The sequence below is a fragment of the Lacrimispora sp. YZC11 genome, from assembly GCF_057543815.1.
Genome location: NZ_BAAJYQ010000003.1, coordinates 171,876 through 192,562, shown reverse-complemented (window position 1 = coordinate 192,562; position 20,687 = coordinate 171,876). Strand labels below are relative to the sequence as shown.

20 protein-coding genes are annotated in these 20,687 nt (G+C 48.9%); 18 read left to right on the top strand and 2 right to left on the bottom strand.

All coding sequences use genetic code 11. From position 1 onward, the window contains the following. Positions 1 to 26 precede the first annotated feature (26 nt). Both AC27IJ_RS02770 and glpK read right to left on the bottom strand, forming a co-directional pair. Positions 27 to 740 (bottom strand): MIP/aquaporin family protein, encoded by a 714-nt coding sequence (locus AC27IJ_RS02770; RefSeq protein WP_312447764.1) that lies wholly within the window; start codon positions 738 to 740, stop codon positions 27 to 29. Positions 741 to 770: 30 nt separating this feature from the next. Continuing rightward, positions 771 to 2,267, bottom strand: a complete 1,497-nt coding sequence (glpK, locus tag AC27IJ_RS02765; RefSeq protein WP_312447766.1) for a glycerol kinase GlpK — start codon at positions 2,265 to 2,267, stop codon at positions 771 to 773. 211 nt (positions 2,268 to 2,478) lie between these two features. Between glpK and AC27IJ_RS02760 the strand changes: the two genes are divergently transcribed. The 18 genes from AC27IJ_RS02760 (at position 2,479) to hemL (ending at position 20,618) form a co-directional block, all read left to right on the top strand. Further along, complete coding sequence (locus AC27IJ_RS02760) at positions 2,479 to 3,279, top strand: CoB--CoM heterodisulfide reductase iron-sulfur subunit B family protein (RefSeq protein ID WP_487147342.1); 801 nt, start codon at positions 2,479 to 2,481, stop codon at positions 3,277 to 3,279. Then, positions 3,276 to 3,647: a 4Fe-4S dicluster domain-containing protein gene (locus AC27IJ_RS02755; RefSeq protein ID WP_312503288.1), complete on the top strand. Its 372-nt coding sequence runs from the start codon at positions 3,276 to 3,278 to the stop codon at positions 3,645 to 3,647. The genes AC27IJ_RS02760 and AC27IJ_RS02755 overlap by 4 nt, the downstream gene beginning before the upstream one ends. 22 nt (positions 3,648 to 3,669) lie before the next feature. Beyond that, complete coding sequence (locus tag AC27IJ_RS02750) at positions 3,670 to 5,658, top strand: CoB--CoM heterodisulfide reductase iron-sulfur subunit A family protein (protein ID WP_312447770.1); 1,989 nt, start codon at positions 3,670 to 3,672, stop codon at positions 5,656 to 5,658. Continuing rightward, positions 5,649 to 6,098: a hydrogenase iron-sulfur subunit gene (locus AC27IJ_RS02745; RefSeq protein WP_025234494.1), complete on the top strand. Its 450-nt coding sequence runs from the start codon at positions 5,649 to 5,651 to the stop codon at positions 6,096 to 6,098. Before AC27IJ_RS02750 ends, AC27IJ_RS02745 begins: the two co-directional genes overlap by 10 nt. Continuing rightward, the gene (locus tag AC27IJ_RS02740) at positions 6,086 to 6,961 is read left to right on the top strand and encodes a 4Fe-4S dicluster domain-containing protein (RefSeq protein ID WP_312447774.1); all 876 of its coding nucleotides are present in this window, start codon (positions 6,086 to 6,088) and stop codon (positions 6,959 to 6,961) included. Before AC27IJ_RS02745 ends, AC27IJ_RS02740 begins: the two co-directional genes overlap by 13 nt. Further along, on the top strand, positions 6,961 to 8,007 hold the full coding sequence (locus AC27IJ_RS02735) for a 4Fe-4S dicluster domain-containing protein (RefSeq protein ID WP_312503283.1): 1,047 nt from the start codon (positions 6,961 to 6,963) through the stop codon (positions 8,005 to 8,007). The genes AC27IJ_RS02740 and AC27IJ_RS02735 overlap by 1 nt, the downstream gene beginning before the upstream one ends. Then, positions 8,000 to 8,833 (top strand): FAD/NAD(P)-binding protein, encoded by an 834-nt coding sequence (locus tag AC27IJ_RS02730; protein ID WP_312503282.1) that lies wholly within the window; start codon positions 8,000 to 8,002, stop codon positions 8,831 to 8,833. The genes AC27IJ_RS02735 and AC27IJ_RS02730 overlap by 8 nt, the downstream gene beginning before the upstream one ends. A gap of 11 nt (positions 8,834 to 8,844) precedes the next feature. Further along, positions 8,845 to 9,519, top strand: coding sequence for a 4Fe-4S dicluster domain-containing protein (locus tag AC27IJ_RS02725; protein WP_312447778.1), 675 nt, complete (start codon positions 8,845 to 8,847; stop codon positions 9,517 to 9,519). Between the two features lie 71 nt (positions 9,520 to 9,590). Next, on the top strand, positions 9,591 to 11,132 hold the full coding sequence (locus tag AC27IJ_RS02720) for an FAD-dependent oxidoreductase (protein ID WP_442913806.1): 1,542 nt from the start codon (positions 9,591 to 9,593) through the stop codon (positions 11,130 to 11,132). 111 nt (positions 11,133 to 11,243) lie between these two features. Next, positions 11,244 to 12,086 carry a fumarate hydratase gene (locus AC27IJ_RS02715; protein WP_487147341.1) on the top strand — a complete coding sequence of 281 codons (843 nt, stop codon included), beginning with the start codon at positions 11,244 to 11,246 and terminating at the stop codon, positions 12,084 to 12,086. Between the two features lie 91 nt (positions 12,087 to 12,177). Beyond that, entirely contained in the window at positions 12,178 to 12,735 is a 558-nt protein-coding gene (locus tag AC27IJ_RS02710) for a Fe-S-containing hydro-lyase (protein ID WP_312447782.1), read from the top strand. Positions 12,736 to 12,835: 100 nt separating this feature from the next. Continuing rightward, on the top strand, positions 12,836 to 13,948 hold the full coding sequence (locus AC27IJ_RS02705) for an Ldh family oxidoreductase (RefSeq protein ID WP_312447784.1): 1,113 nt from the start codon (positions 12,836 to 12,838) through the stop codon (positions 13,946 to 13,948). Positions 13,949 to 14,139: 191 nt separating this feature from the next. Continuing rightward, positions 14,140 to 15,303 carry a glutamyl-tRNA reductase gene (gene hemA, locus AC27IJ_RS02700; RefSeq protein WP_313154132.1) on the top strand — a complete coding sequence of 388 codons (1,164 nt, stop codon included), beginning with the start codon at positions 14,140 to 14,142 and terminating at the stop codon, positions 15,301 to 15,303. Then, positions 15,300 to 15,944 carry a precorrin-2 dehydrogenase/sirohydrochlorin ferrochelatase family protein gene (locus AC27IJ_RS02695; protein ID WP_312447788.1) on the top strand — a complete coding sequence of 215 codons (645 nt, stop codon included), beginning with the start codon at positions 15,300 to 15,302 and terminating at the stop codon, positions 15,942 to 15,944. Before hemA ends, AC27IJ_RS02695 begins: the two co-directional genes overlap by 4 nt. Beyond that, complete coding sequence (hemC, locus tag AC27IJ_RS02690; protein WP_313154130.1) at positions 15,934 to 16,836, top strand: hydroxymethylbilane synthase; 903 nt, start codon at positions 15,934 to 15,936, stop codon at positions 16,834 to 16,836. Before AC27IJ_RS02695 ends, hemC begins: the two co-directional genes overlap by 11 nt. 13 nt (positions 16,837 to 16,849) lie before the next feature. Then, a complete protein-coding gene (gene cobA, locus AC27IJ_RS02685; RefSeq protein ID WP_487147340.1) occupies positions 16,850 to 18,373 on the top strand; it encodes a uroporphyrinogen-III C-methyltransferase in 1,524 nt (507 codons plus the stop codon). A gap of 12 nt (positions 18,374 to 18,385) precedes the next feature. Next, on the top strand, positions 18,386 to 19,231 hold the full coding sequence (locus tag AC27IJ_RS02680; RefSeq protein WP_487147339.1) for a class I SAM-dependent methyltransferase: 846 nt from the start codon (positions 18,386 to 18,388) through the stop codon (positions 19,229 to 19,231). 109 nt (positions 19,232 to 19,340) lie between these two features. After that, positions 19,341 to 20,618, top strand: a complete 1,278-nt coding sequence (gene hemL / locus AC27IJ_RS02675) for a glutamate-1-semialdehyde 2,1-aminomutase (RefSeq protein WP_312447795.1) — start codon at positions 19,341 to 19,343, stop codon at positions 20,616 to 20,618. Positions 20,619 to 20,687: the final 69 nt, after the last annotated feature.

The window sequence follows — 20,687 nt, the reverse complement described above, 5'->3', positions numbered from 1 at the left end:
ACATTAGCAGGAGTGTAAAGGAATCATTATGCCCAGGGGACCACACTGTAGAGAAGTACTGCAGCAAAGGCGCCGATCAGGGGCCCGAAAAGCACGATGGGAGCATATTTCCAGTTGGAACTGCCTTTATCCTTGATTGGAAGAACTGCGTAAGCAAGGCGGGGGCCTAAGTCTCTGGCAGGATTGATGGCGTATCCGGTTAAGCCTCCAAGGGACATACCGATGGAAACGATGATTCCAAAGACCAGAAGGTTATTAACTCCCGCAGGAACATTTCCTGCCTGTCCGATGCCTTTAATGGCAAATACCAGAACAAAGGTTCCGATGATTTCGCTTAAAAGGTTGCGGCCGGTGTTGGGAATCGCAGGTGAAGTACAAAATACGCCCCTTTTCGTGGCCTGGCTCTCTGTTGCGTCAAGCTGATCCTTAAACAATAAGTAAACCAGGACGGCGCCGGTAAATGCTCCCGCGAACTGTGCGATCACATATCCAGGAACAAAGTCCCATGGAAAGCTTCCGTCTGCTGCAAGGGCAATGGTAATAGCCGGATTGAAATGCGAACCGGAAGCTGCGCCGAAGATAAATGCGGGAATCATAACCGCTAATCCCCATGCAAAGGTGACCTGGACGGATCCTCCTCCCTTCATACCGGATTTATCCAGGTTGACATTGGCGACCACGCCTTCCCCCAGTAAAATCATAATCATAGTTCCTAAGAATTCCGCTAAATACATTAACATACTTTCCCTCCCCAAATCTTTATTTAATTTTTAATCTTCTTTTGCCCAATCAAAGGAATATTTCACAGCTCTGTTCCATCCATTGATCCTCTTAGTTCTTTCTTCCCCGCAGATATTAGGTTCAAAGGTCCTGTCAATGGCCCAGTTCTTTATGACATCTTCCTTATTTGCCCAATATCCCACTGCAAGGCCTGCCAGATAGGCGGCTCCCATAGCAGTAGTCTCCACACATTGCGGACGGTTTACGGGTGCGTTTATGATATCTGCCTGTGTCTGCATGAGATAATTGTTGGCACTGGCTCCTCCATCAACCTTTAGGGATGCCAGTTCGATTCCGGAATCCGACCTCATTGCCTGCAGTACGTCATTTACCTGATAGGTCAGGGAATCCAGGGTGGCGCGGATGATGTGGTACTTGTTCACGCCCCGGGTAATTCCCACCACAGTACCTCTGGCGTACTGATCCCAGTGGGGAGCCCCTAGCCCTGTAAATGCTGGTACTACGTAACAGCCGTTGGTGTCCTTTACCTTGCGGGCCATATATTCGGAATCCTGAGCGGAATCAATGAATTTCAGTTCGTCCCGAAGCCACTGGACGGCGGCTCCTGCTACGAAGATGGAGCCCTCTAAGGCATAATTCACTTTTCCATCCAGCCCCCAGGCAATGGTAGTTACCAGGCCGTTGCTGGAGAATACTGGCTTTTCTCCGGTGTTCATCAATAAGAAACACCCGGTTCCATATGTATTTTTAGCCTCACCGGGAGTAAAGCAGGTCTGCCCGAAAAGTGCTGCCTGCTGGTCCCCTGCCGCGCCGCTGACCGGAATAGGACCGCCAAAGAACTGAGAGTCCGATTCTCCGTATATACAGCTTGAGGGCTTTGCCTGGGGAAGCAGGGACTTTGGAATGTCAAGCTCTGCCAGAATATCATCATCCCACTCTAAGGTATTGATATTAAACATCATGGTCCGGGAAGCGTTGGAGTAATCTGTTACGTGAACCCGTCCTTTCGTCAGCTTCCAAATCAGCCATGTTTCTACGGTTCCGAATAAGAGTTCCCCTCTTTCAGCCCTTTCTCTTGCTCCCTCCACGTTGTCCAGGATCCATTTTAATTTGGTTCCGGAAAAATAAGCGTCAATGACCAGGCCGGTTTTGGAGCGGAAGGTGTCGACCAATCCTTTAGCCTTTAAGGAGTCACAGTATTCGGAAGTTCTGCGGCATTGCCATACGATTGCGTGATAGACGGGATCGCCAGTTTCCTTATCCCATACGATAGTAGTTTCTCTCTGGTTTGTGATGCCGATCGCAGAAATATCTTCTGCAGAAGCACCTATTTTGGACATGGCTTCCACTGCAACCCCCAATTGCGTGGACCAAATCTCATTTGCATCGTGCTCCACCCAGCCGGGTTTTGGAAAATACTGAGTAAATTCCTTTTGAGCAACGCTGCAGATTTCCCCTTTTTCATTGAACAGAATACACCGGTTACTTGTTGTGCCCGCATCCAATGCCATTACATACTTTGCCATAAAAAATCTCCTTTTCCTTTTATTTTTAATCATTATAGGAAAACCCTGGCGAAAAAAGAAGAATAGGTAAGTAAAGAATGGATTATGTAAGTAAGAAATACAGATCCACTTATTTTACTTACAAAATGTATTCAATACTTGCCAATGATTCCGCTCACTTCTGATCTATGATAAATTATTATCAATGTAAGAGATTGGGAGGTTTTATACCATGGTTTACAGCTATTATCCGGGCTGCACATTGAAGGCAAAAGCGAAGAAACTGGACCGCTATGCAAGGGATTGTGCCCAAATATTTGAGATTGAGCTGGAAGAGATAAAAGACTGGCAATGCTGCGGAGGCGTCTACCCTGGGATGGCAGACGAACTGGCTACGCGCCTTTCTCCTGTGCGCGCATTAAGGGAAGCCGGGGATAAAAAGCAGGATCTGGTGACTGTATGCTCTGCATGTCATCACGTGATAAAAAGGGTCAATGAGGATGTAAAGACCTCCGGAGAGATGAGGAGGAAGATCAACGCCTATCTGGAACCTGATAATGGTTATGAAGGTGAGACAAAGGTGATCCACTACTTAGAACTGCTTCGCGACCGGATAGGCTTTGACCGGATCAGGGAAAAAGTAAAACAACCTCTTAATGGAATGAAGATAGCTCCTTATTATGGCTGCCTGCTCTTAAGGCCTTTTGAGGTAATGAATTTTGACGATCCGGAAAATCCAACGATTATGGAAGAATTTCTCCTTGCAATCGGTGCCCAGCCGGTTCATTACGCTTTAAAAAATGAGTGCTGCGGCGGGTATGTGACCGTGGAAGATGAGGGATTTGCTTCTGAAAAAAGTTCCTCTATTATGGAAGCTGCTATGGACCGGGGCGCTGAAGGCATGATTACGGCCTGTCCGCTGTGTAAATACAATCTGGAAAATGGCGGTCTGAAAAAGGACATTCCGGTCTACTATTTTACGGAACTTTTTGCGGAGGCTTTGGGAGTGAAAGAACAGGAGGAAGGAACGTGAGGGAAGAAATTTTAAGGATCAGCGGTGTGAATCCCTTAAAATGCATGAAATGCGGAAAATGTACCGCTTCCTGCCCTGCATTTGAAAAGATGGAATATCACCCTCATCAATTTGTGGAAATGGTTCAAAACGATCAAATAGCTCCTCTTTTGGAATCGGAATCCCAGTATTACTGTATGTCCTGTCTGGTCTGTGAGGAGCGGTGCCCCAGAGGGGTAAAGCCCCAGAAACTCATAGAAGCCGTCCAGGTTTTAAAGCTTAGGGCGTTGGAAGGCAACCGGCTGAAACCCCAGGATGTGGCAAAACGGCTGGATCCTTCGCTTCCCCAGCAGGCCCTTATGGCGGCATTCAGAAAGTACAGCAGGTGACAAAAGAAAGGAAGGGAAGAATTTGCAGAAAATAGGAGTTTTTGTCTGTTGGTGCGGAAGCAACATTGCGGCTACTGTGGATGTAAGTGAGGTCGTAGGAGCTGCAAAGGAAGAACCAGGCGTTGTTTTTGCATCTGATTATTCCTACATGTGTTCGGAAGCCGGCCAGCTTATGATCCAAAACGCCATAAAGGAAAAGGGGCTGACCGGAATCGTAGTGTGCTCCTGCTCTCCGCGCATGCATGAGGCCACGTTCCGCAAAGCTGCACAGGCTGCGGGTCTGAATCCTTACATGGTGGAGATCGCCAATATCAGGGAGCAATGCTCCTGGATCCATAAAAATAAAGAAGAAGGAACGAAAAAAGCAATTCTTTTAGCAAAGGCGGCAATCGCCAAGGTCCACTTCAACGAACCACTGACAGCGGGGGAAACCCCGGTGACAAAGCGGGCTCTGGTGATCGGAGGAGGAATTGCGGGAATCCAGACTGCCCTTGATATTGCGGATGCAGGCTATGACGTTGACATTGTAGAGAAATCACCTACCATAGGCGGAAAAATGGCTCAGCTTGATAAGACTTTTCCCACTTTGGACTGTGCGGCCTGTATCCTCACGCCTAAGATGGTGGATGCAGCAGCCCACGAGAAGATCCGTTTGTTTACCTACAGTGAAGTGGAGAAGGTAAAAGGCTTTGTGGGTAATTTTACCGTAGACATCCGGAAAAAAGCCAGAAGCATACTGGAAGAGAAGTGTACGGGCTGCGGAGCGTGTACGGAGAAATGTCCTTCTAAAAAAACGGGAAACGAATTTAACGAAAGGTTAGACAACCGGACTGCTATTTATATCCCCTTTGCCCAGGCAATCCCCAACATACCGTCCATTGACAGGGAAGCCTGCATTCATTTTAAGACCGGTAAATGCGGCTTATGCCAAAAGACCTGCGGCGTGGGAGCCATTGACTTTGACCAGCAGGATGAGATGATCACCAGGAAATACGGAGCCATTGTGGCTGCCACAGGGTTTCAGCCCATATCTCTGGAACGGTTTGACGAATTCCAGTATTCCAAAAGTCCCGACGTCATCACTTCTTTAGAACTGGAACGGCTGATGAATGCCGCCGGCCCCACAAAGGGAGAGCTGGTAAAGCCTTCCAGCCGCAAGCACCCGGAAGATATGGTATTCATCCAGTGCGTCGGCTCCCGGGGGGAATCCTGCAGGGAAAAGAGTTACTGCTCCAAGATCTGCTGCATGTACACGGCCAAACACGCCATGATGATCCGTGACAAATATCCGGACATCAATGTTCATGTATTTTACATTGACGTACGCACACCGGGAAAGAATTTCGACGAATTTTACCGCAGGGCAGTGGAAGATTACGGCGTTGATTACCGGAAGGGAATGGTGGGAAAGGTGATGGAGCAAAAGGACGGTAAGCTGCTGGTACAGGCATCCGACTTACTGACTGGAGAACAGCTTCTGCTACATACGGATATGGTGGTGTTGGCAACGGCTATAGAGCCGGATAAATCAGCCAGGGCTCTGGCCACGATGCTTACGGCCAGCATGGACACCAACGACTTTTTTACAGAGGCCCATCCAAAACTGAGGCCCGTGGAAAGTCCCACTGCAGGAATATTCTTATCAGGAACCTGCCAGGGTCCCAAGGACATCCCAGAGACAGTGGCCCAGGCAGGAGCAGCCGCAGCAAAGGTCATCGGACTTTTGAGCAGGAAGAAGCTTCTGAATAACCCTCAAGTAGCCAAGGCAGAGGAACGTTTGTGCAGCGGTTGTTCGGGCTGTTCCAAAGTCTGTCCTTACGGAGCGATTGACTACGAAGTGAGAGAAGTCCGGGATCATGGAGTCAGGCAAATGCGGAGGTTAGCTATGGTAAACGAGGCGGTGTGCCAGGGCTGCGGAGCCTGTACGGTGGCCTGTCCATCCGGAGCCATGGACCTAAAAGGATTTACCGCAAAACAGATTATGGCGGAGGTAGATGCGATATGCAGATAGAAGATAACAGCAACAAGGAGTTCCGGCCACTCATCCTGGCATTTTGCTGCAACTGGTGCAGCTATGCAGGGGCCGATCTGGCGGGTTCCAGCCGATCTTCCTATCCGGCAGAAGTAAAGATTATCCGGGTTCCCTGTTCCTGCAGGGTGAATCCCTTATTCCTGTTAAGGGCCTTTGAAAAGGGGGCAGATGGTGTGATCTTAGCCGGCTGCCATCCGGGTGACTGCCATTATTCTACAGGCAATTACTATACCAGAAGAAGGATGGCCCTTTTGTTTGACATGTTGGACTACCTGGGAATCGAAAGGGAAAGAACCAGGGTGGAATGGATTTCCGCAGCAGAGGGTGCCAAGTTCTCTGCGACCATGAATGCCTTCACCCAGACGATAAAAGAACTGGGACCAAACAGAAAGCTGAGGGATTTACGATGCATGCCATAGAAGAGACCATAAAAGAAACGTGTAAAAAGCTCTGGGATGATGGAGAGATAAACCGGATTCTGGCATGGGAAAAAGGACTCTTTGACTATGACGCGGCACCTGCCCTGTTCCGGAGCCGGGAACGTATTTCCCGTCTGGTCTACAATGAGCACTGCGGGGGAAACTTAAGCAAATTCCTGATAAAAGAAATGGAAAAAGAAGGAAAGGTACTGGTCCTTTTAAAGCCCTGCGATACATACGGATTTAACCAGCTTTTATCGGAGAAGCGGGTAAACCGGGAAAAGGTTTACATTCTGGGCGTTCCCTGCGGCGGAATGAGGGATGAAAAGAGCCTTCTCTTCAAATGCCTTTCCTGTAAGGGCAATGATTTCAAAGCTTTTGACCAGATCATAGAATCGGACTTATCCGTTCCGGCTCCGGTCCCCTCCGGAGAAGAAGAGAAATTAAACCAGATGACTGCAGAAGAACGTTTTGCTTTTTGGCGCGGACAGCTTTCCAAATGTATCCGCTGCAATGCCTGCCGCAACATATGTCCTGCCTGCAGCTGCATCAAATGCGTGTTTGACAACCAGGATTCCGGAATAGAGGCAAAGGCCAATTCCGATGCTTTTGAAGAAAATCTGTTTCATATGATAAGAGCCTTTCACGTGGCAGGAAGGTGTACGGACTGCGGGGAGTGCAGCCGGGTCTGTCCCCAGAACATTCCCCTTTATTTGCTTAACCGGAAAATGATTGAGGAGATTAATGAACGGTACGGAACTTATCAGGCAGGAGAAAATCCTGAAGCCAGGTCTCCGTTAACGGATTTTAAGGAGTCTGATCCGGAAGTTTCGGCCGTAAATGGGAAAGGGGGTGTGTCTTAATGTTAAAAATGCCATTGAAACGTCTTGATGAGCTTTTTTTGGAACTTTCAAAGGAGCACAAAGTATTTGCTCCCATGGAAAAGGCGGGGAGTGTCTCGTTTTTTCCGTGGAAAAAGGGAGATACCGTATGTCTTGATACTCTTTTAACAGATCATGCACCCAAGTCCTTTTTCTTTCCCCAGTCGGAAACTTTATATCGCGCCCGGAGAGAAGAGGGAAGTCTTTCCATTATTCCCGAAGAGGCGGAGGAAAACAGCGCTGTTTATTTTGGTGTAAGAGCCTGCGACCGGAGAAGCTTTGAGATCCTGGACCGGGTGTTTCTAAGCACGCCCTGCGATTCCTGCTATGAGTCCAAAAGAAGGAATGGGTATGTGGTAACTCTGGCCTGCGAAAATCCAGAAGACACCTGTTTTTGTCAAACCTTCGGCATCGACCCGGCCTGGCCGGGAGGGGATGTGTCCCTTTGGATCGCAGACGGAGAACTTTACTGGAAAAGCCTGACGGAAAAGGGAGATGCATTGACGGAATTAGTCGAAGCTTTGTTTGAGGAGGGAGACCGCAAAAAAGCAGAAGAGCAGAAAGTAAAGATCAGGAAAAAGCTGGAAGCTCTGCCCCTTAAGGATTTGAGTTTAGGACGGTTTGAGCATAGGGATTCCTCCATGAATTTGTTTGAGTCAGAAAAATGGGAATCCTTATCCGACACCTGCTTAGGCTGCGGGATCTGCACATTTTTATGCCCTACCTGCCAGTGCTATGATATATGCGACTACGACGCAGGTCATGAAATCAGGAAGTTCCGCTGCTGGGATTCCTGCATGTATCCGGGTTTTACGGAGATGTCCCATGGGAATAACAGAAACAGCCAAATGCAGCGGTTCCGTCAGAGATTCATGCATAAGCTGGTATATTTTCCGGAAAACAACGGCGGAGTATATTCCTGTGTGGGCTGTGGAAGGTGTCTGCGCAAATGCCCGTCTTCCTTAAATATTGTCAGAGTGATAAAAGCTCTTGGAGAGTCAGACGCCGAAGGAGGAAACGATGAGTAACAGAACCAATGTATTGATTCCGGGAATCGGTGTGATTACAGATGTAAGAAGAGATACACCGGATGTGAAAACCTTCCGCGTAAACGGGTCAGAGGGAAGAAAACCCTTTGAGCATATGCCGGGACAATGTGCCATGCTTTCCATTCCAGGGGTTGGGGAAGCCATGTTTTCCATCACTTCCTCACCCACCAACAGGGATTACATGGAGTTTTCCATTAAAAAATGCGGCTGTCTCACCGACTGGCTCCACCAGATGGAAAAGGGGCAGGAAATTGCCCTGCGTGGACCATATGGCAATTTCTTTCCGGTTGATTCGGATTTAAAAGGAAAGAACCTGCTCTTTATCGCCGGGGGGATCGGAATCGCACCCCTGCGGTCTGTGATTCATTACGTCATTGATAACCGGGCGGATTACGGCTTGGTGGACATTGTTTACGGAGCCCGTTCGTCAGAGGATCTGGTGGATTTAGAAGAAATGAGGAAAGACTGGTCAAACGTGGAGGGCTTTTGCGTACATCTGACCATTGACCGGGCGGAAGAAGGCTGGGATGGGAACGTGGCCTTTGTGCCTGATTATGTCAGGGAGCTGAAATTTTCTAACAACAGAACCGCTTTGGTCTGCGGTCCGCCTGTTATGATAAAATTTGTGCTTCAGGCACTGGAAGAAATGGGATTTGCCAGTACTGAAATCTATACGACCATGGAACTTAAGATGAAATGCGGAGTGGGCAAATGCGGACGCTGCAACATAGGCTCTAAGTACGTCTGCAAGGATGGACCGGTGTTCCGTTATGATGAATTGGGCGTTCTGCCCTCTGAATATTAGGAGGTTGACCAATGAATGACATGATTACTGTTTATCTGTTCGGTAAAAAATACATGGTTCCGTCCAATTTAACCATAATGGGAGCAATGGAATACGCAGGATACCAGCTTGTGCGGGGTTGCGGCTGCAGGTGCGGCTTCTGCGGAGCCTGTGCCACGATCTACCGCATCAAGGGAGACAGGGAATTAAAGACCTGTCTGGCCTGCCAGACCCAGGTCCGGGAAAATATGTATGTAGCCACCCTCCCCTTTTTTCCTCTGGTAAAGGAGGTTTATGACATAAGCCAGGTTCCGGTCAATGAACAGGTCATGATGGAGCTGTATCCGGAAATCTACAAGTGCATCGGGTGTGCGGCCTGTACCAAGAGCTGTCCCCAGGGCCTGGACACCATGCAGTACATCGCATATGCCCAGAGAGGGGAATTGGAAAAATGTGCCGAAGAGTCCTTTGACTGTGTGATGTGCGGGATCTGTTCTTCCAGGTGCCCGGCCGGGATTTCCCATCCCCAGGTAGGCCTTTTGGCCAGACGGATCACCGGAAAATATCTGGCTCCGGAGGCAAGGCACTTAACCAACCGGGTAAGAGAGGTAGAGGCAGGTGATTTTACGGAGTTGATGGAAGCGATCATGGCAAAACCCCTGGAAGAACTGAAAAACCTTTATAATACCAGGGAAATCGAAAAGTAGGAGGAATAGACATGTTTACAGCCAAGATGATGGATTCCGTAAAAAAGGTCGAGGCCACCAGAAAAGAGCGGATGGAGACAGAGCCCCGGAGAATGACGGCCGAGGAAAAGGAAAAGCTGCTGAAAGCCTATCACCCGGATTATAAAGAGGAAGAGTTTGTCATACTGAAGGCAGGCCCCAATAAGGGAGAAAAAGTGCCCAGAGAACTGGGAGTCCTTTTGCAGGCAAGGAGCCGGATCAGGGACACAGTCGTGGATTTATCATCTCCGGATTACGATACGGACGTTCTGATTATAGGAGGAGGGGGAGCGGGCTGTGCAGCTGCCATTGAGGCTTCCAAGGCAGGGGCAGAGGTATTGATCGTCACGAAGCTCCGTCTGGGGGATGCTAACACCATGATGGCGGAAGGCGGGATCCAGGCTGCGGACAAAGGGAACGATTCTCCTCAGATCCACTACTTAGACGCCCTGGGAGGGGGACATTTCGACAACCGGCCCGAGCTTTTGAAAAAGCTTGTTATGGAAGCTCCGGGGGCCCTTAAATGGTTAAATGAACTGGGCGTGATGTTTGACAAGGACAAAGACGGAAACATGATCACCACTCACGGCGGCGGCACTTCCAGAAAGCGCATGCACGCTGCGGCAGACTATACGGGTGCGGAAATCATGAGAGTGCTCCGGGATGAAGTATTAAACCTCCCGATTTCCGTGACTGATTATACCTCTGCCATTGAACTCATTTTAGATGAGGAAAAAAAGGCGGCGGGAGCAGTCCTTTTGAACATGGAAACAGGAGAACTTCTGACAGCCAGGGCAAAAACCGTTATCCTGGCAACAGGAGGAGCCGGACGGCTCCACTATCAGGGATTTCCCACCTCCAACCACTACGGGGCCACGGCCGACGGCCTGGTTTTAGCTTACCGGGCAGGGGCAAAGCTTCTCTATCAGGACACCCTTCAGTACCATCCCACGGGGGTTGCTTTTCCGGAGCAGATTTATGGGGCTTTGGTCACGGAAAAGGTCCGTTCCTTAGGCGCCATGTTAGTCAATGCCGGGGGTGAGGCTTTCATGCACCCATTGGAGACCAGGGATGTGTCCGCCGCCTCCATTATCAGAGAGTGCGCAGACGGGAAAGGGGTTGTCACTCCTCTTGGGAAGGGGATCTGGCTGGATACTCCCATGATCGACTTGATTCATGGGAAAGGGACCCTGGAAAGGCGTCTTCCCGGTATGCTGCGCATGTATTTGAAATATGAAATCGATATGAGAAAAACACCTATATTGATCTATCCTACCCTCCACTACCAAAACGGCGGAATCGAGATCGGAGCGGATTGCCAGAGCACCATAGAAAACTTATTTGTGGCAGGAGAAGCGGTGGGAGGGATTCACGGAAGGAACCGGCTTATGGGGAATTCTCTTCTGGATATTATTGTTTTTGGCCGTAATGCCGGAACATGTGCGGCCAGGCGCGTGAAAGACGTACATACAGGGAAGCTTACTTTGACACACATAAGAGAGATGGAAGAGGAGTGCCAAAGAGCCGGTATTGTTACGGATAAAATTTCCCCGCTGCTTTTGCCAAAGTATGCCAGAACAGCGGGACAGCTATAAGGAGGAAGCCCCCTGCGGGGATATCTGTATGCCCTCGGGATTCGCGCTTTAGAGGGGCGCTCACCCTGGGGCAGGCTCTGCCCAAAAAGCATGGGCAAGAAGGAGGAAAAGATGAGAGAAATATCAGTGAAAATGTTGATCGATGTAGTAGAAAAGCTGTGCATTGATGCAAATCAGTACTTACCGGAAGATGTGAAGAAGGCGATCAAAACCTGCCGCGCCTGTGAGGACTGGGACATTGCAAACGGGGTTCTTGACAAGATTATCGAGAACTTTGAAATCGCAGAAAGGGAAGATGTTCCCATCTGTCAGGATACGGGCATGGCCTGTGTTTTTCTGGAGATCGGCCAGGATGTCCATTTTATTGACGGGGACTTGACCGAATCGATCAATGAAGGCGTGCGCAGAGGCTACGAAAAGGGATTTTTAAGAAAGTCCGTCGTAAAAGACCCGGTAAGGCGGGGAAATACGGGTGATAATACTCCGGCTCTGATCTATACGGAAATCGTTCCGGGAGACCAGGTGAAAATTACGGTGGGACCCAAGGGCTTTGGAAGCGAGAACATGAGTGCACTCCGCATGTTCAAGCCTTCTGCAGGGATCCAGGGAATCAAGGATTTTATTCTGGAAACCGTATCCGCTGCAGGTCCCAATCCCTGTCCTCCTGTGGTCGTGGGCGTAGGGATAGGAGGCAGCTTTGACAAGGCAGCTCTTTTGGCTAAAAAGGCTTTGATGAGAGATTTAGATTCCTCCCATCCGGATCCTTACTATGCAGATCTGGAAAAGGAGATGCTGGAAAAGATCAATCTTCTGGGAATCGGCCCCCAGGGCTTTGGCGGAAAGACCACTGCCATCGGGGTAAACATTGAAACCATGCCTACCCATATCGCAGGCATGCCCTGTGCCATCAACATCAACTGTCATGTGACACGCCATAAAACGAAAGTAGTTTAAATGTCTTTGAAAGACTTAAACGGTGAAGGACGCACGCCGCTTTTCCTTACTTTTTCGTGCCGCAGGCGTCAGCGGCGGATTGGAGATAAAAATGATAAAGCATATTACACTGCCTTTGACAAGAGAATTGTCTAAAACCCTTCACGCAGGAGATACGGTTTATCTGACCGGTGATATCTACACATCCAGGGACGCCGGGCATAAGCGTATGTGTGAGACCCTGGCAAAAGGAGAAAAGCTGCCCTTTGATCCCATGGATGCCACGATTTACTACGTGGGACCCACTCCCGCAAAGCCAGGCCAGGTAATCGGGTCTGCAGGACCTACTACCAGCGGCCGGATGGACGCCTATGCTCCAACTATGATGTCCGTAGGAGCCAGGGGTATGATAGGAAAAGGAGCCAGGCAGCCGGACGTGGTAGAAGCCATAAAGAAGTATGACGGTGTTTACTTTGGCGCCATCGGGGGAGCAGGAGCGCTGCTTGCCAAATGCATCAAAAAGCTGGAACCCATCGCTTATGAGGATTTGGGAGCAGAAGCTTTGTGTAAACTTTACGTAGAAGAAATGCCTTTGGTGGTCATTATAGACTGCGAAGGAAATAATCTCTATGAAGAGGGGAAAAATGCTTATTTAAAGTCAAGAGAGTAATTGGAATGATACGCAGCAGCCTTTTAATGAAAAAGCGGAGGTTTCCATCATATGGGAGCCAATGTTTTTAAATAAATTAAAAAAATACAGGAGGTAATTTATGGGAACCAAAACAAACATTGTGGATTGGAAGACAATTACGGATTTTGTAGTGGATGCATTCAAGGGGTATGGGATTCCGGAAGAAGACGCGAAAATCTGTGCGGATGTGTTGCTGGAGTCTGACAAGAGGGGAATTGAATCTCATGGGGTAAACCGCTTTAAGCCCATTTATCTGGACCGAATCAAAGCGGGAATCCAGAACCCGGTAACAAATTTTGAGGTAGTAAAGGAAACAAAAACTACGGCAGTAGTGGACGGCCATGACGGCATGGGCCAGGTAATCGGTGTAAGATCTATGAATATGGCCATTGAGAAAGCCAAAGAATATGGCATGGGCATGGTAGTTGCCCGCAATTCCACCCACTACGGCATTGCAGGCTATTATGCGACCATGGCTTCCCAAGCAGGCTGTATCGGAATTACAGGAACCAACGCAAGACCTTCCATTGCTCCTACCTTTGGCGTGGAAAATATGCTGGGAACGAATCCTCTTACCTTTGGTATGCCTACGGATGAGGAATTCCCCTTTGTACTGGACTGTGCGACTTCCATTACCCAGAGAGGCAGAATCGAATATTATTCCCGTATCGGCAAGTCCACTCCTTCCGGCATGGTAATCGGACGGGACGGGCAGCCCCAGACGGATTCAGACCAGATTCTTTCTGACTTAAATACGGGAAAAGCAGCTCTTGCACCCTTAGGCGGAATCGGTGAAGAACTGGCAGGCTACAAGGGATATGGCTATGCCACTGTGGTTGAAATTCTTTCCGCAGCTTTGCAGCAGGGAAATTTCTTAAGAGCCTTAACCGGCATTGGTGAAAAGGGAGAAAAGATTCCCTTCCACTTAGGCCACTTCTTCATTGCCATTGATACGGAAGCCTTTATGGGCCTGGATTCCTTTAAAAAGACCTGCGGCGATATTCTGCGGGATCTTCGCGGCTCTGTCAAAGCTCCTGGGGAAGACCACATTTATACGGCAGGTGAGAAGGAGTATCTGGTATGGCAGGAGCGCAAAAACAGCGGTGTGCCGATCAATGATGCGGTGCAGAAAGAACTTATTAAGATCAGGGATGAACTGGGACTTGGCCAGTACCGGTTCCCATTTGAATAAGTAGTTTTGCCATTTGATTATATGCCCCCTTCCGGCAGACGAGTGAAATAATAAAACCCGTTTGCCTGGAAGGGGGCATTTTAGCATAACCTTATGGTCGTTTTAATGTCTGGTTGCTCTTTTCTGCCATCGTATGTTAAAATAGGTAAGAGTTTTTATGAACTGATTCTAACGATAAGAAGGCTGGAAGAATGATGTATTGTATGAGTGTAAGCCACAAAAAGGCTTCTGTGAATATCCGGGAACGATTCGCCTTCCATGAAAATGAGAAGACAGAATTTATAGAACGGCTGATGAGGAAGGAAGCGGTGACCGGTGTGGTTGTGCTTTGCACCTGTAACCGCAGTGAAATTTATGTTTCAGGAACAAAGCATGCAATCGGAGAGCTTCAGCGGGAGGCTGCTGATTTTAAAGGGATCCGTCTGGAGGAACTGCTGAAATATCTAAATATCTACAGTGGGGAAAGTGCCATAGGGCATTTGTTTAAAGTGGCTTGCGGGTTCGACTCCATGGTTCTGGGAGAAGATGAGATTTTAGGCCAGGCAAAGGATGCCTATCAGATTTCCAAGGACCAGGGAGCAGTGGATTATGAAATGAATGTGCTGTTCCAAAGGGCGTTTGCCTGCGCCAAACGGATCAAGACGGATACCAATTTATCCAGAACCCCTCTTTCCGTTGCAACCCTTGTAGCCAATGAGGTGTTCCGCTTTGAAAAAGAGGGCGGGGAAAAGAATGTAATGGTGATCGGCATGACCGGTAAAATGGGAAATACTATAACAAAGAATATTTTAAGTAAACCGGGTATTCGAGTTACAGGAACGGTCAGAAGCCATAAGTCCGATCTGACCCTAGAGGTGAAGGGAGACCGGGTGAGGATCGTGGATTACAGAGACCGCTATCAGTGCATGGATGAGATGGATATCGTCATCAGTGCCACTTCGGGACCTCATTATACCGTGACCTGCGAAGAACTGTCAGAGCGGGTAATGCCGGAAAAAAAACGTCTGTTCATGGATGTGGCTGTACCTGTGGATATGGACCCTGAAATTGGGGAACTGGAAGGACTGACCCTTTATAACATCGATTATTTTGAAACGCTTTCAAAAAACAACACGGAAATAAAGCTGAAGGAGCTGGACCGGGCAAACGTGATCATGGAAGAGGAGCTGGATGGGGCCATCAAGGAGGTGGTGTTCCATCCATATATCAAAAGAATGGCTGAGCTTAGGGAAGCATTTGCGGGAAAACGTCTGGATACTCTTCTCTATGAGATCAGGGATCATGTTTCCAGTGAGGACTTAAAGGTGGTGCTTAAAACGCTGGATGGGCTGGAATGCTGGATTAAGGAGGGATGACCGTGGCTTATTTCCCGTTTTTTGTTGATATTGAGGGAAAAAGGTGTCTGATTGCAGGCGGAGGAACGGTTGCCTGCCGAAAAGCTCTGACACTTATGGATTATGGCCCGGACATTGTGATCGTGGCTCCCCGGGTGATTCCAGAGATGGAACGGCTCATAAAGGAGAGCGGAGGAAAAATCACATGGAGGTGCCGGGAGTTTGAAGATACGGACCTGGAAACTATGGATTTTGTAATAGCGGCAACCTCGGATGAAGAGGTAAACAGGAGGATATCCATCTGGTGCAGGGAGCGGAAAATTCCGGTCAATGTGGCGGATATGCAGGAGGAATGCAGCTTTATTTTCCCGGCTCTTATTAAGGAGGGGGATATTACGGTGGGGATTTCCACGGGAGGAAGCTCTCCGGCCCTTGCCCGGTATATAAAAAAGCAGCTTATAGAGGCCATTCCCAAAGGACTTGGCAGTCTGGCACAGCAGCTTGGTTTATACAGGGATATGGTCAGGGAAAAGGTGGATTCCCTTTCTGTCAGAAGGTCAATTTTTAGAGCTATGACAGAGGAGGGAATCCGCCAGGGAGAATTTACCAGAGAACAGGCAGAAGAACTGATAGAAAGGAAGCTGGCAGAGCATGAGAAGTAAGACCATTCGCATTGGAACGAGAAGAAGCGCTTTGGCCGTAGCCCAGGCAAACATAATGGCTGAGGCCCTTGAAAGGGCAGGTTCCGGCCTGTCGGCAGAACTGGTACTGAAACAGACGGAAGGGGACCGGATCCTGGATAAGCCGCTTCTGGAATTTGGAGGAAAAGGCGTGTTTGTGACGGAATTTGAGCAGGCCCTTTTGCGGGGAGAGATTGATTTTGCCGTCCACAGTGCCAAGGATCTTCCCATGGAGCTGGAAGAGGGTCTGGGAATTGTTGCAGTTTTGGAAAGGGAAGATCCCAGGGATGTTCTGGTGACGCCTGCCTCCAGTGATCTTTCCGGAAAAAGGGAAATCATAATCGGAACCTCCAGTTTAAGAAGAAAGATTCAGATTGAGGAAATCGGAAAGACCATGTGGCCGGAGGCTTTGGTGCGCTGTGAGAATTTAAGGGGAAATGTACAGACCAGGCTTTCAAAGCTCATGGAAGGCTCTTATGACGGCATTCTATTGGCCGCTGCCGGATTAAAGCGGCTGGGACTTTGGGAGGACAGCCGGTATCATTACCATTGTTTTGATTGTGAGACCTTTATTCCGGCCGGAGGCCAGGGAATACTTGCCGTGGAAGGACGGCTGGATTCCGGGCTTGAGGCAGTGGTAAGACCTCTTGAGGATGAGGAAGCCAGGATGTGCCTGTCTTTGGAACGGAAAATTTTAAGGCTCTTAGATGCCGGCTGCCATGAGCCGATTGGTGTGTATTCCCGGCTGAAAGGCGGGGATATGGAGGTTCTTGGGATCAGCAGGAGAGGGGAAGAAATGAAACGGATCCATCTGTGGGGAGAAACCGGGGAACTGGAGAAGCTGGCGCAGCTGGCTGCCCAGGGCCTTGCGTAAAAAGGAGGATGCTATGAAGGAAACAGGAGTCGTCTATCTGATAGGGGCAGGTCCCGGAGATCCGGGTCTTATTACAGAAAAGGGGTTGTCCAGGCTGCGGATCTGTGACGCAGTGGTTTATGATTCCCTTCTTTCTCCGCGCCTCCTTGATGAGGTACCGGACCAATGCCGGAAAATCCATGTAGGAAAACGCGCCGGGCGCCATTCCATGAAGCAGGAGGAAATTAACAAACTTCTGGTGGAACTGGCTGGGGAAGGTCTTGCAGTGGTGCGGCTAAAGGGCGGTGATCCCTTTGTGTTTGGCCGGGGAGGAGAAGAGATCATGGCTCTTTCTGAGGCAGGGATCCCTTATGAGGTGGTTTCGGGAGTTACCTCTGCGGTCGCAGCCCTGGCAAGTGCCGGGATCCCGGTAACCCACCGGGCGGTCAGCAGAAGCTTTCATGTCATGACCGGACATACTCTTTCAGAAGAAGGAACGCTTCCACCTGATTTTGCTGAATTTGCCAGACTTTCCGGCACATTGGTTTTTCTTATGGGTCTTGGAAACTTATCCCTCATTGTAAAGGGCCTTTTAAATCAGGGTAAACCAGGGCTGACACCTGCTGCGGTCATTCAAAACGGAACTCTTCCGGGAGAGAGAACGATCCGCGGAACCTTAACGGATATTGAGGAAAAAGTGCTTGCGGACGGAATCGAAAGTCCTGCCATCATTGTGGTGGGAGAGGTGGCTTCCCTTGATTTTTCTTCCACATTAAAACAGCCTCTGGAGGGAAGCCGGATTGGAGTGACAGGAACAGACTCCTTTACGGTCAGGCTGAGAAAGCAGCTGGAATCTCTTGGAGGAGCTTCGGAATGCATTCTGAGCCTTTCGATAGAATCCCACCGTAAGGGTGGGAAAATGAAGGAAGCATATGGAAAGCTGCCGTCCTACACCTGGATCGTATTTACCAGCGCCAATGGAGTAAGGGAATTTTTTCATGGGCTTTTGGAATGGGGGTATGATTTCCGGTCGGTGGGTCATGTGAAGATCGCCGCAGTCGGAAAGGGAACAGCCGATGAATTGCAGCGGTACGGCTTTTTGGCAGATTACATACCGGAGAAGTATCAGGTGCAAGATCTGGCGGCAGGCTTAAAAGGCATGGTTTCCGGGGACGACAGGCTTTTGATCCCCAGATCCTTAAGCGGCTCAAAGGTACTCAATGAGATCCTAGATGAAACCGGTATTCCTTATGATGATATCGTCCTGTATGAAGTGGCCCTGGCAGGCACCGGGACGGAAAACAGGGCGGAAGCCTTAAAGCATTTGGACTATCTGACCTTTTCAAGTGCTTCCGGTGTGGAAGCCTTTTTCCGGGAGGCAGATGAGGAAATAAAGGAAGCCCTGGCAGGTCTCAAAGTGGTCTGCATCGGGGATATTACAGCAAAAGCCCTTATGGAGCAGGGGAGGAAGGCGGATATCATTGCCGGGATTTACAGCATCCAGGGAATTACGGAAGCCATCTGCCGGGATTGGAAAGAGGAAAAGAGGAAGAACTGATAACGTATTAAAATGCTAATTGTTTATATATTGGAGGTGATTTATTTGAATACATCAATAAAGAATGCAGAAATGAAGAATAAGGATCGGTTTTTAGGATTTGCGGATGTCTATGATCAGGTAAGGCCGGGAATGCCAGAATATCCGATTGAAATCATAACGAAATATTTAAATAAAAAAGCAGATGTTGTAGTTGATTTAGGCTGCGGTTCGGGCTTATCAACGATTGCATGGAAAAATCATTGTAACGCCGTTATCGGTATTGAACCAAGCGATGACATGTTCCTGGCTGCCAATCAAAAAGCAGATCATACCATTTCATTTAAAAAGGCTTTCGCCCATGAGACAGGTCTGAGCAGTGATTGCGCCGATGCTGTTATATGTTCGCAGTCTTTTCATTGGATGGATCCTGAATTAACCCTGGCAGAAGTAAACCGCATTTTAAAGACTGGCGGCGTATTTGCTGCGGTCGATTATGACTGGCCGCCTGTCTGCAAATGGGAAGCGGAGGCTGCCCACAAGCAGCTATTTTATAAGGTCAGCTGCCTGGAGGAAGAACATGGGGATTTGAAAGAAAGTTTTATAAGATGGGATAAAAATAAACATCTGTCCAATATCATAAACAGCGGTTACTTTCGGTATCAAAGAGAAATTGTTTTTGCAAACAGGGAGCTCTGTGATGCCAAAAGATTTATCGGAATGGCATTAAGCCAAAGCGGACTCCAGAGTATCATCCAACATAAGCCGCATCTGATTAAGAATGCCCTGGATGAATACACTGAGACAATACAGTGTTTGTTCGCCGGTGAGACGATGGAAGCGGACTTCTGTTATCGTATGCGCCTGGGTATTAAATAATCATATTTACCAGTAAACGGAAGATGTATATCATTGCCGGGGGGTACAGCATCCGGAGGATGACGGAAGCCATCTGACGGGATTGGAAAGAGGAAAGGAGTCAGTCAAAATGAAAATAGAAGAATCCAAGGAATTATTTGAAAAATCAAGGGAGTATTTCCCGGGCGGAGTCAACAGTCCGGTCCGTGCGTTTGGGTCCGTGGGAGGAGTTCCGGTCTTTGTAAAACGGGCGTCAGGCTCCCATATATACGATGAGGATGGAAATGAATACATTGATTACGTGAATTCGTGGGGACCATGCATTCTTGGACATGCATACGGGCCGGTGGTGGAAGCAGTGAGAGAAGCGTGCCTTGATGGCTTATCCTTTGGCGCTCCTACCAGAAAGGAACTGGTTCTGGGAACGCTTATCAGGGAGTGTATGCCTTCCATGGAGATGATGCGGATGGTAAGCTCCGGAACAGAAGCGGTCATGAGCGCGATCCGTGCTGCAAGAGGCTATACGGGAAGGGATAAGATCATCAAGTTTACAGGCTGCTATCACGGACATTCCGACGGCCTTTTGGTTAAGGCCGGTTCCGGCGCCCTGACTGGTTCTGCACCGGACAGTGCCGGTGTACCGGCTTCCTATATTGAACACACATTGCTTGCCAGGTTTAATGACGAGGATTCTGTAAGAAAGCTGTTTTCAGAATTCCCCGATGACATCGGGGCGCTGGTGGTGGAACCGGTGGCAGCCAATATGGGCCTTGTACCGCCAAAGCCCGGCTTTCTGGAATTTTTAAGGGAGATCACGAAAAGGCACGGAGCGGTTCTCATCTTTGATGAGGTCATTACCGGATTTCGCATGGGGCTTGGAGGAGCACAGGGATATTACGGCGTTGTCCCTGATATGACGGCTCTGGGAAAGATCGCAGGCGGAGGAATGCCGATGGGAGTGTATGGAGGAAAAAAGGAGATCATGGAAGTGGTTTCTCCTTTGGGAAAGGTTTACCAGGCCGGAACCCTTTCCGGCAATCCAATTGCAACAGCAGCCGGAATCGCAACCATCAGGACCCTGATGGAACAGCCTGGAATCTATCCGGCCCTGGAAGAAAAAGCGGGAAAGCTTGTAAAGGCACTTAGGGAAGCTCTTCCTGACACCTGGGTGAATCAGGCAGGCTCTCTCTTTGGTGTATTTTTCACAAAAAATCCGGTGGTGGATTATGATACGGCTCTGGCTTCTGACACCGGGAAGTATGGAACATATTTTCATTATCTTTTGGAGCATGGCATTTACACAGCTCCATCCCAGTTTGAAATTTTGTTTCTTTCTGCGGCACATACGGACGATGATATTGAAAAAACCTGCGGCATTATAAAGGAGGCAGCAGGAATCTTTTCTTAGGAACGGCGAAATAAGGCTTTGGTTTTCTTAGGAACGGCGAAATAAGGCTTTGGAAAGGCTGGGTAACAG

Coding starts and splice junctions, on each gene's coding strand:
- AC27IJ_RS02770 (WP_312447764.1), bottom strand. CDS start 740: ATGTTAATGTATTTAGCGGAATTCTTAGGAACTATGATTATGATTTTA.
- glpK (WP_312447766.1), bottom strand. CDS start 2,267: ATGGCAAAGTATGTAATGGCATTGGATGCGGGCACAACAAGTAACCGG.
- AC27IJ_RS02760 (WP_487147342.1), top strand. CDS start 2,479: ATGGTTTACAGCTATTATCCGGGCTGCACATTGAAGGCAAAAGCGAAG.
- AC27IJ_RS02745 (WP_025234494.1), top strand. CDS start 5,649: ATGCAGATAGAAGATAACAGCAACAAGGAGTTCCGGCCACTCATCCTG.
- AC27IJ_RS02740 (WP_312447774.1), top strand. CDS start 6,086: ATGCATGCCATAGAAGAGACCATAAAAGAAACGTGTAAAAAGCTCTGG.
- AC27IJ_RS02735 (WP_312503283.1), top strand. CDS start 6,961: ATGTTAAAAATGCCATTGAAACGTCTTGATGAGCTTTTTTTGGAACTT.
- AC27IJ_RS02730 (WP_312503282.1), top strand. CDS start 8,000: ATGAGTAACAGAACCAATGTATTGATTCCGGGAATCGGTGTGATTACA.
- AC27IJ_RS02725 (WP_312447778.1), top strand. CDS start 8,845: ATGAATGACATGATTACTGTTTATCTGTTCGGTAAAAAATACATGGTT.
- AC27IJ_RS02720 (WP_442913806.1), top strand. CDS start 9,591: ATGGAGACAGAGCCCCGGAGAATGACGGCCGAGGAAAAGGAAAAGCTG.
- AC27IJ_RS02715 (WP_487147341.1), top strand. CDS start 11,244: ATGAGAGAAATATCAGTGAAAATGTTGATCGATGTAGTAGAAAAGCTG.
- AC27IJ_RS02710 (WP_312447782.1), top strand. CDS start 12,178: ATGATAAAGCATATTACACTGCCTTTGACAAGAGAATTGTCTAAAACC.
- AC27IJ_RS02705 (WP_312447784.1), top strand. CDS start 12,836: ATGGGAACCAAAACAAACATTGTGGATTGGAAGACAATTACGGATTTT.
- hemA (WP_313154132.1), top strand. CDS start 14,140: ATGATGTATTGTATGAGTGTAAGCCACAAAAAGGCTTCTGTGAATATC.
- AC27IJ_RS02695 (WP_312447788.1), top strand. CDS start 15,300: ATGACCGTGGCTTATTTCCCGTTTTTTGTTGATATTGAGGGAAAAAGG.
- hemC (WP_313154130.1), top strand. CDS start 15,934: ATGAGAAGTAAGACCATTCGCATTGGAACGAGAAGAAGCGCTTTGGCC.
- cobA (WP_487147340.1), top strand. CDS start 16,850: ATGAAGGAAACAGGAGTCGTCTATCTGATAGGGGCAGGTCCCGGAGAT.
- AC27IJ_RS02680 (WP_487147339.1), top strand. CDS start 18,386: ATGCTAATTGTTTATATATTGGAGGTGATTTATTTGAATACATCAATA.
- hemL (WP_312447795.1), top strand. CDS start 19,341: ATGAAAATAGAAGAATCCAAGGAATTATTTGAAAAATCAAGGGAGTAT.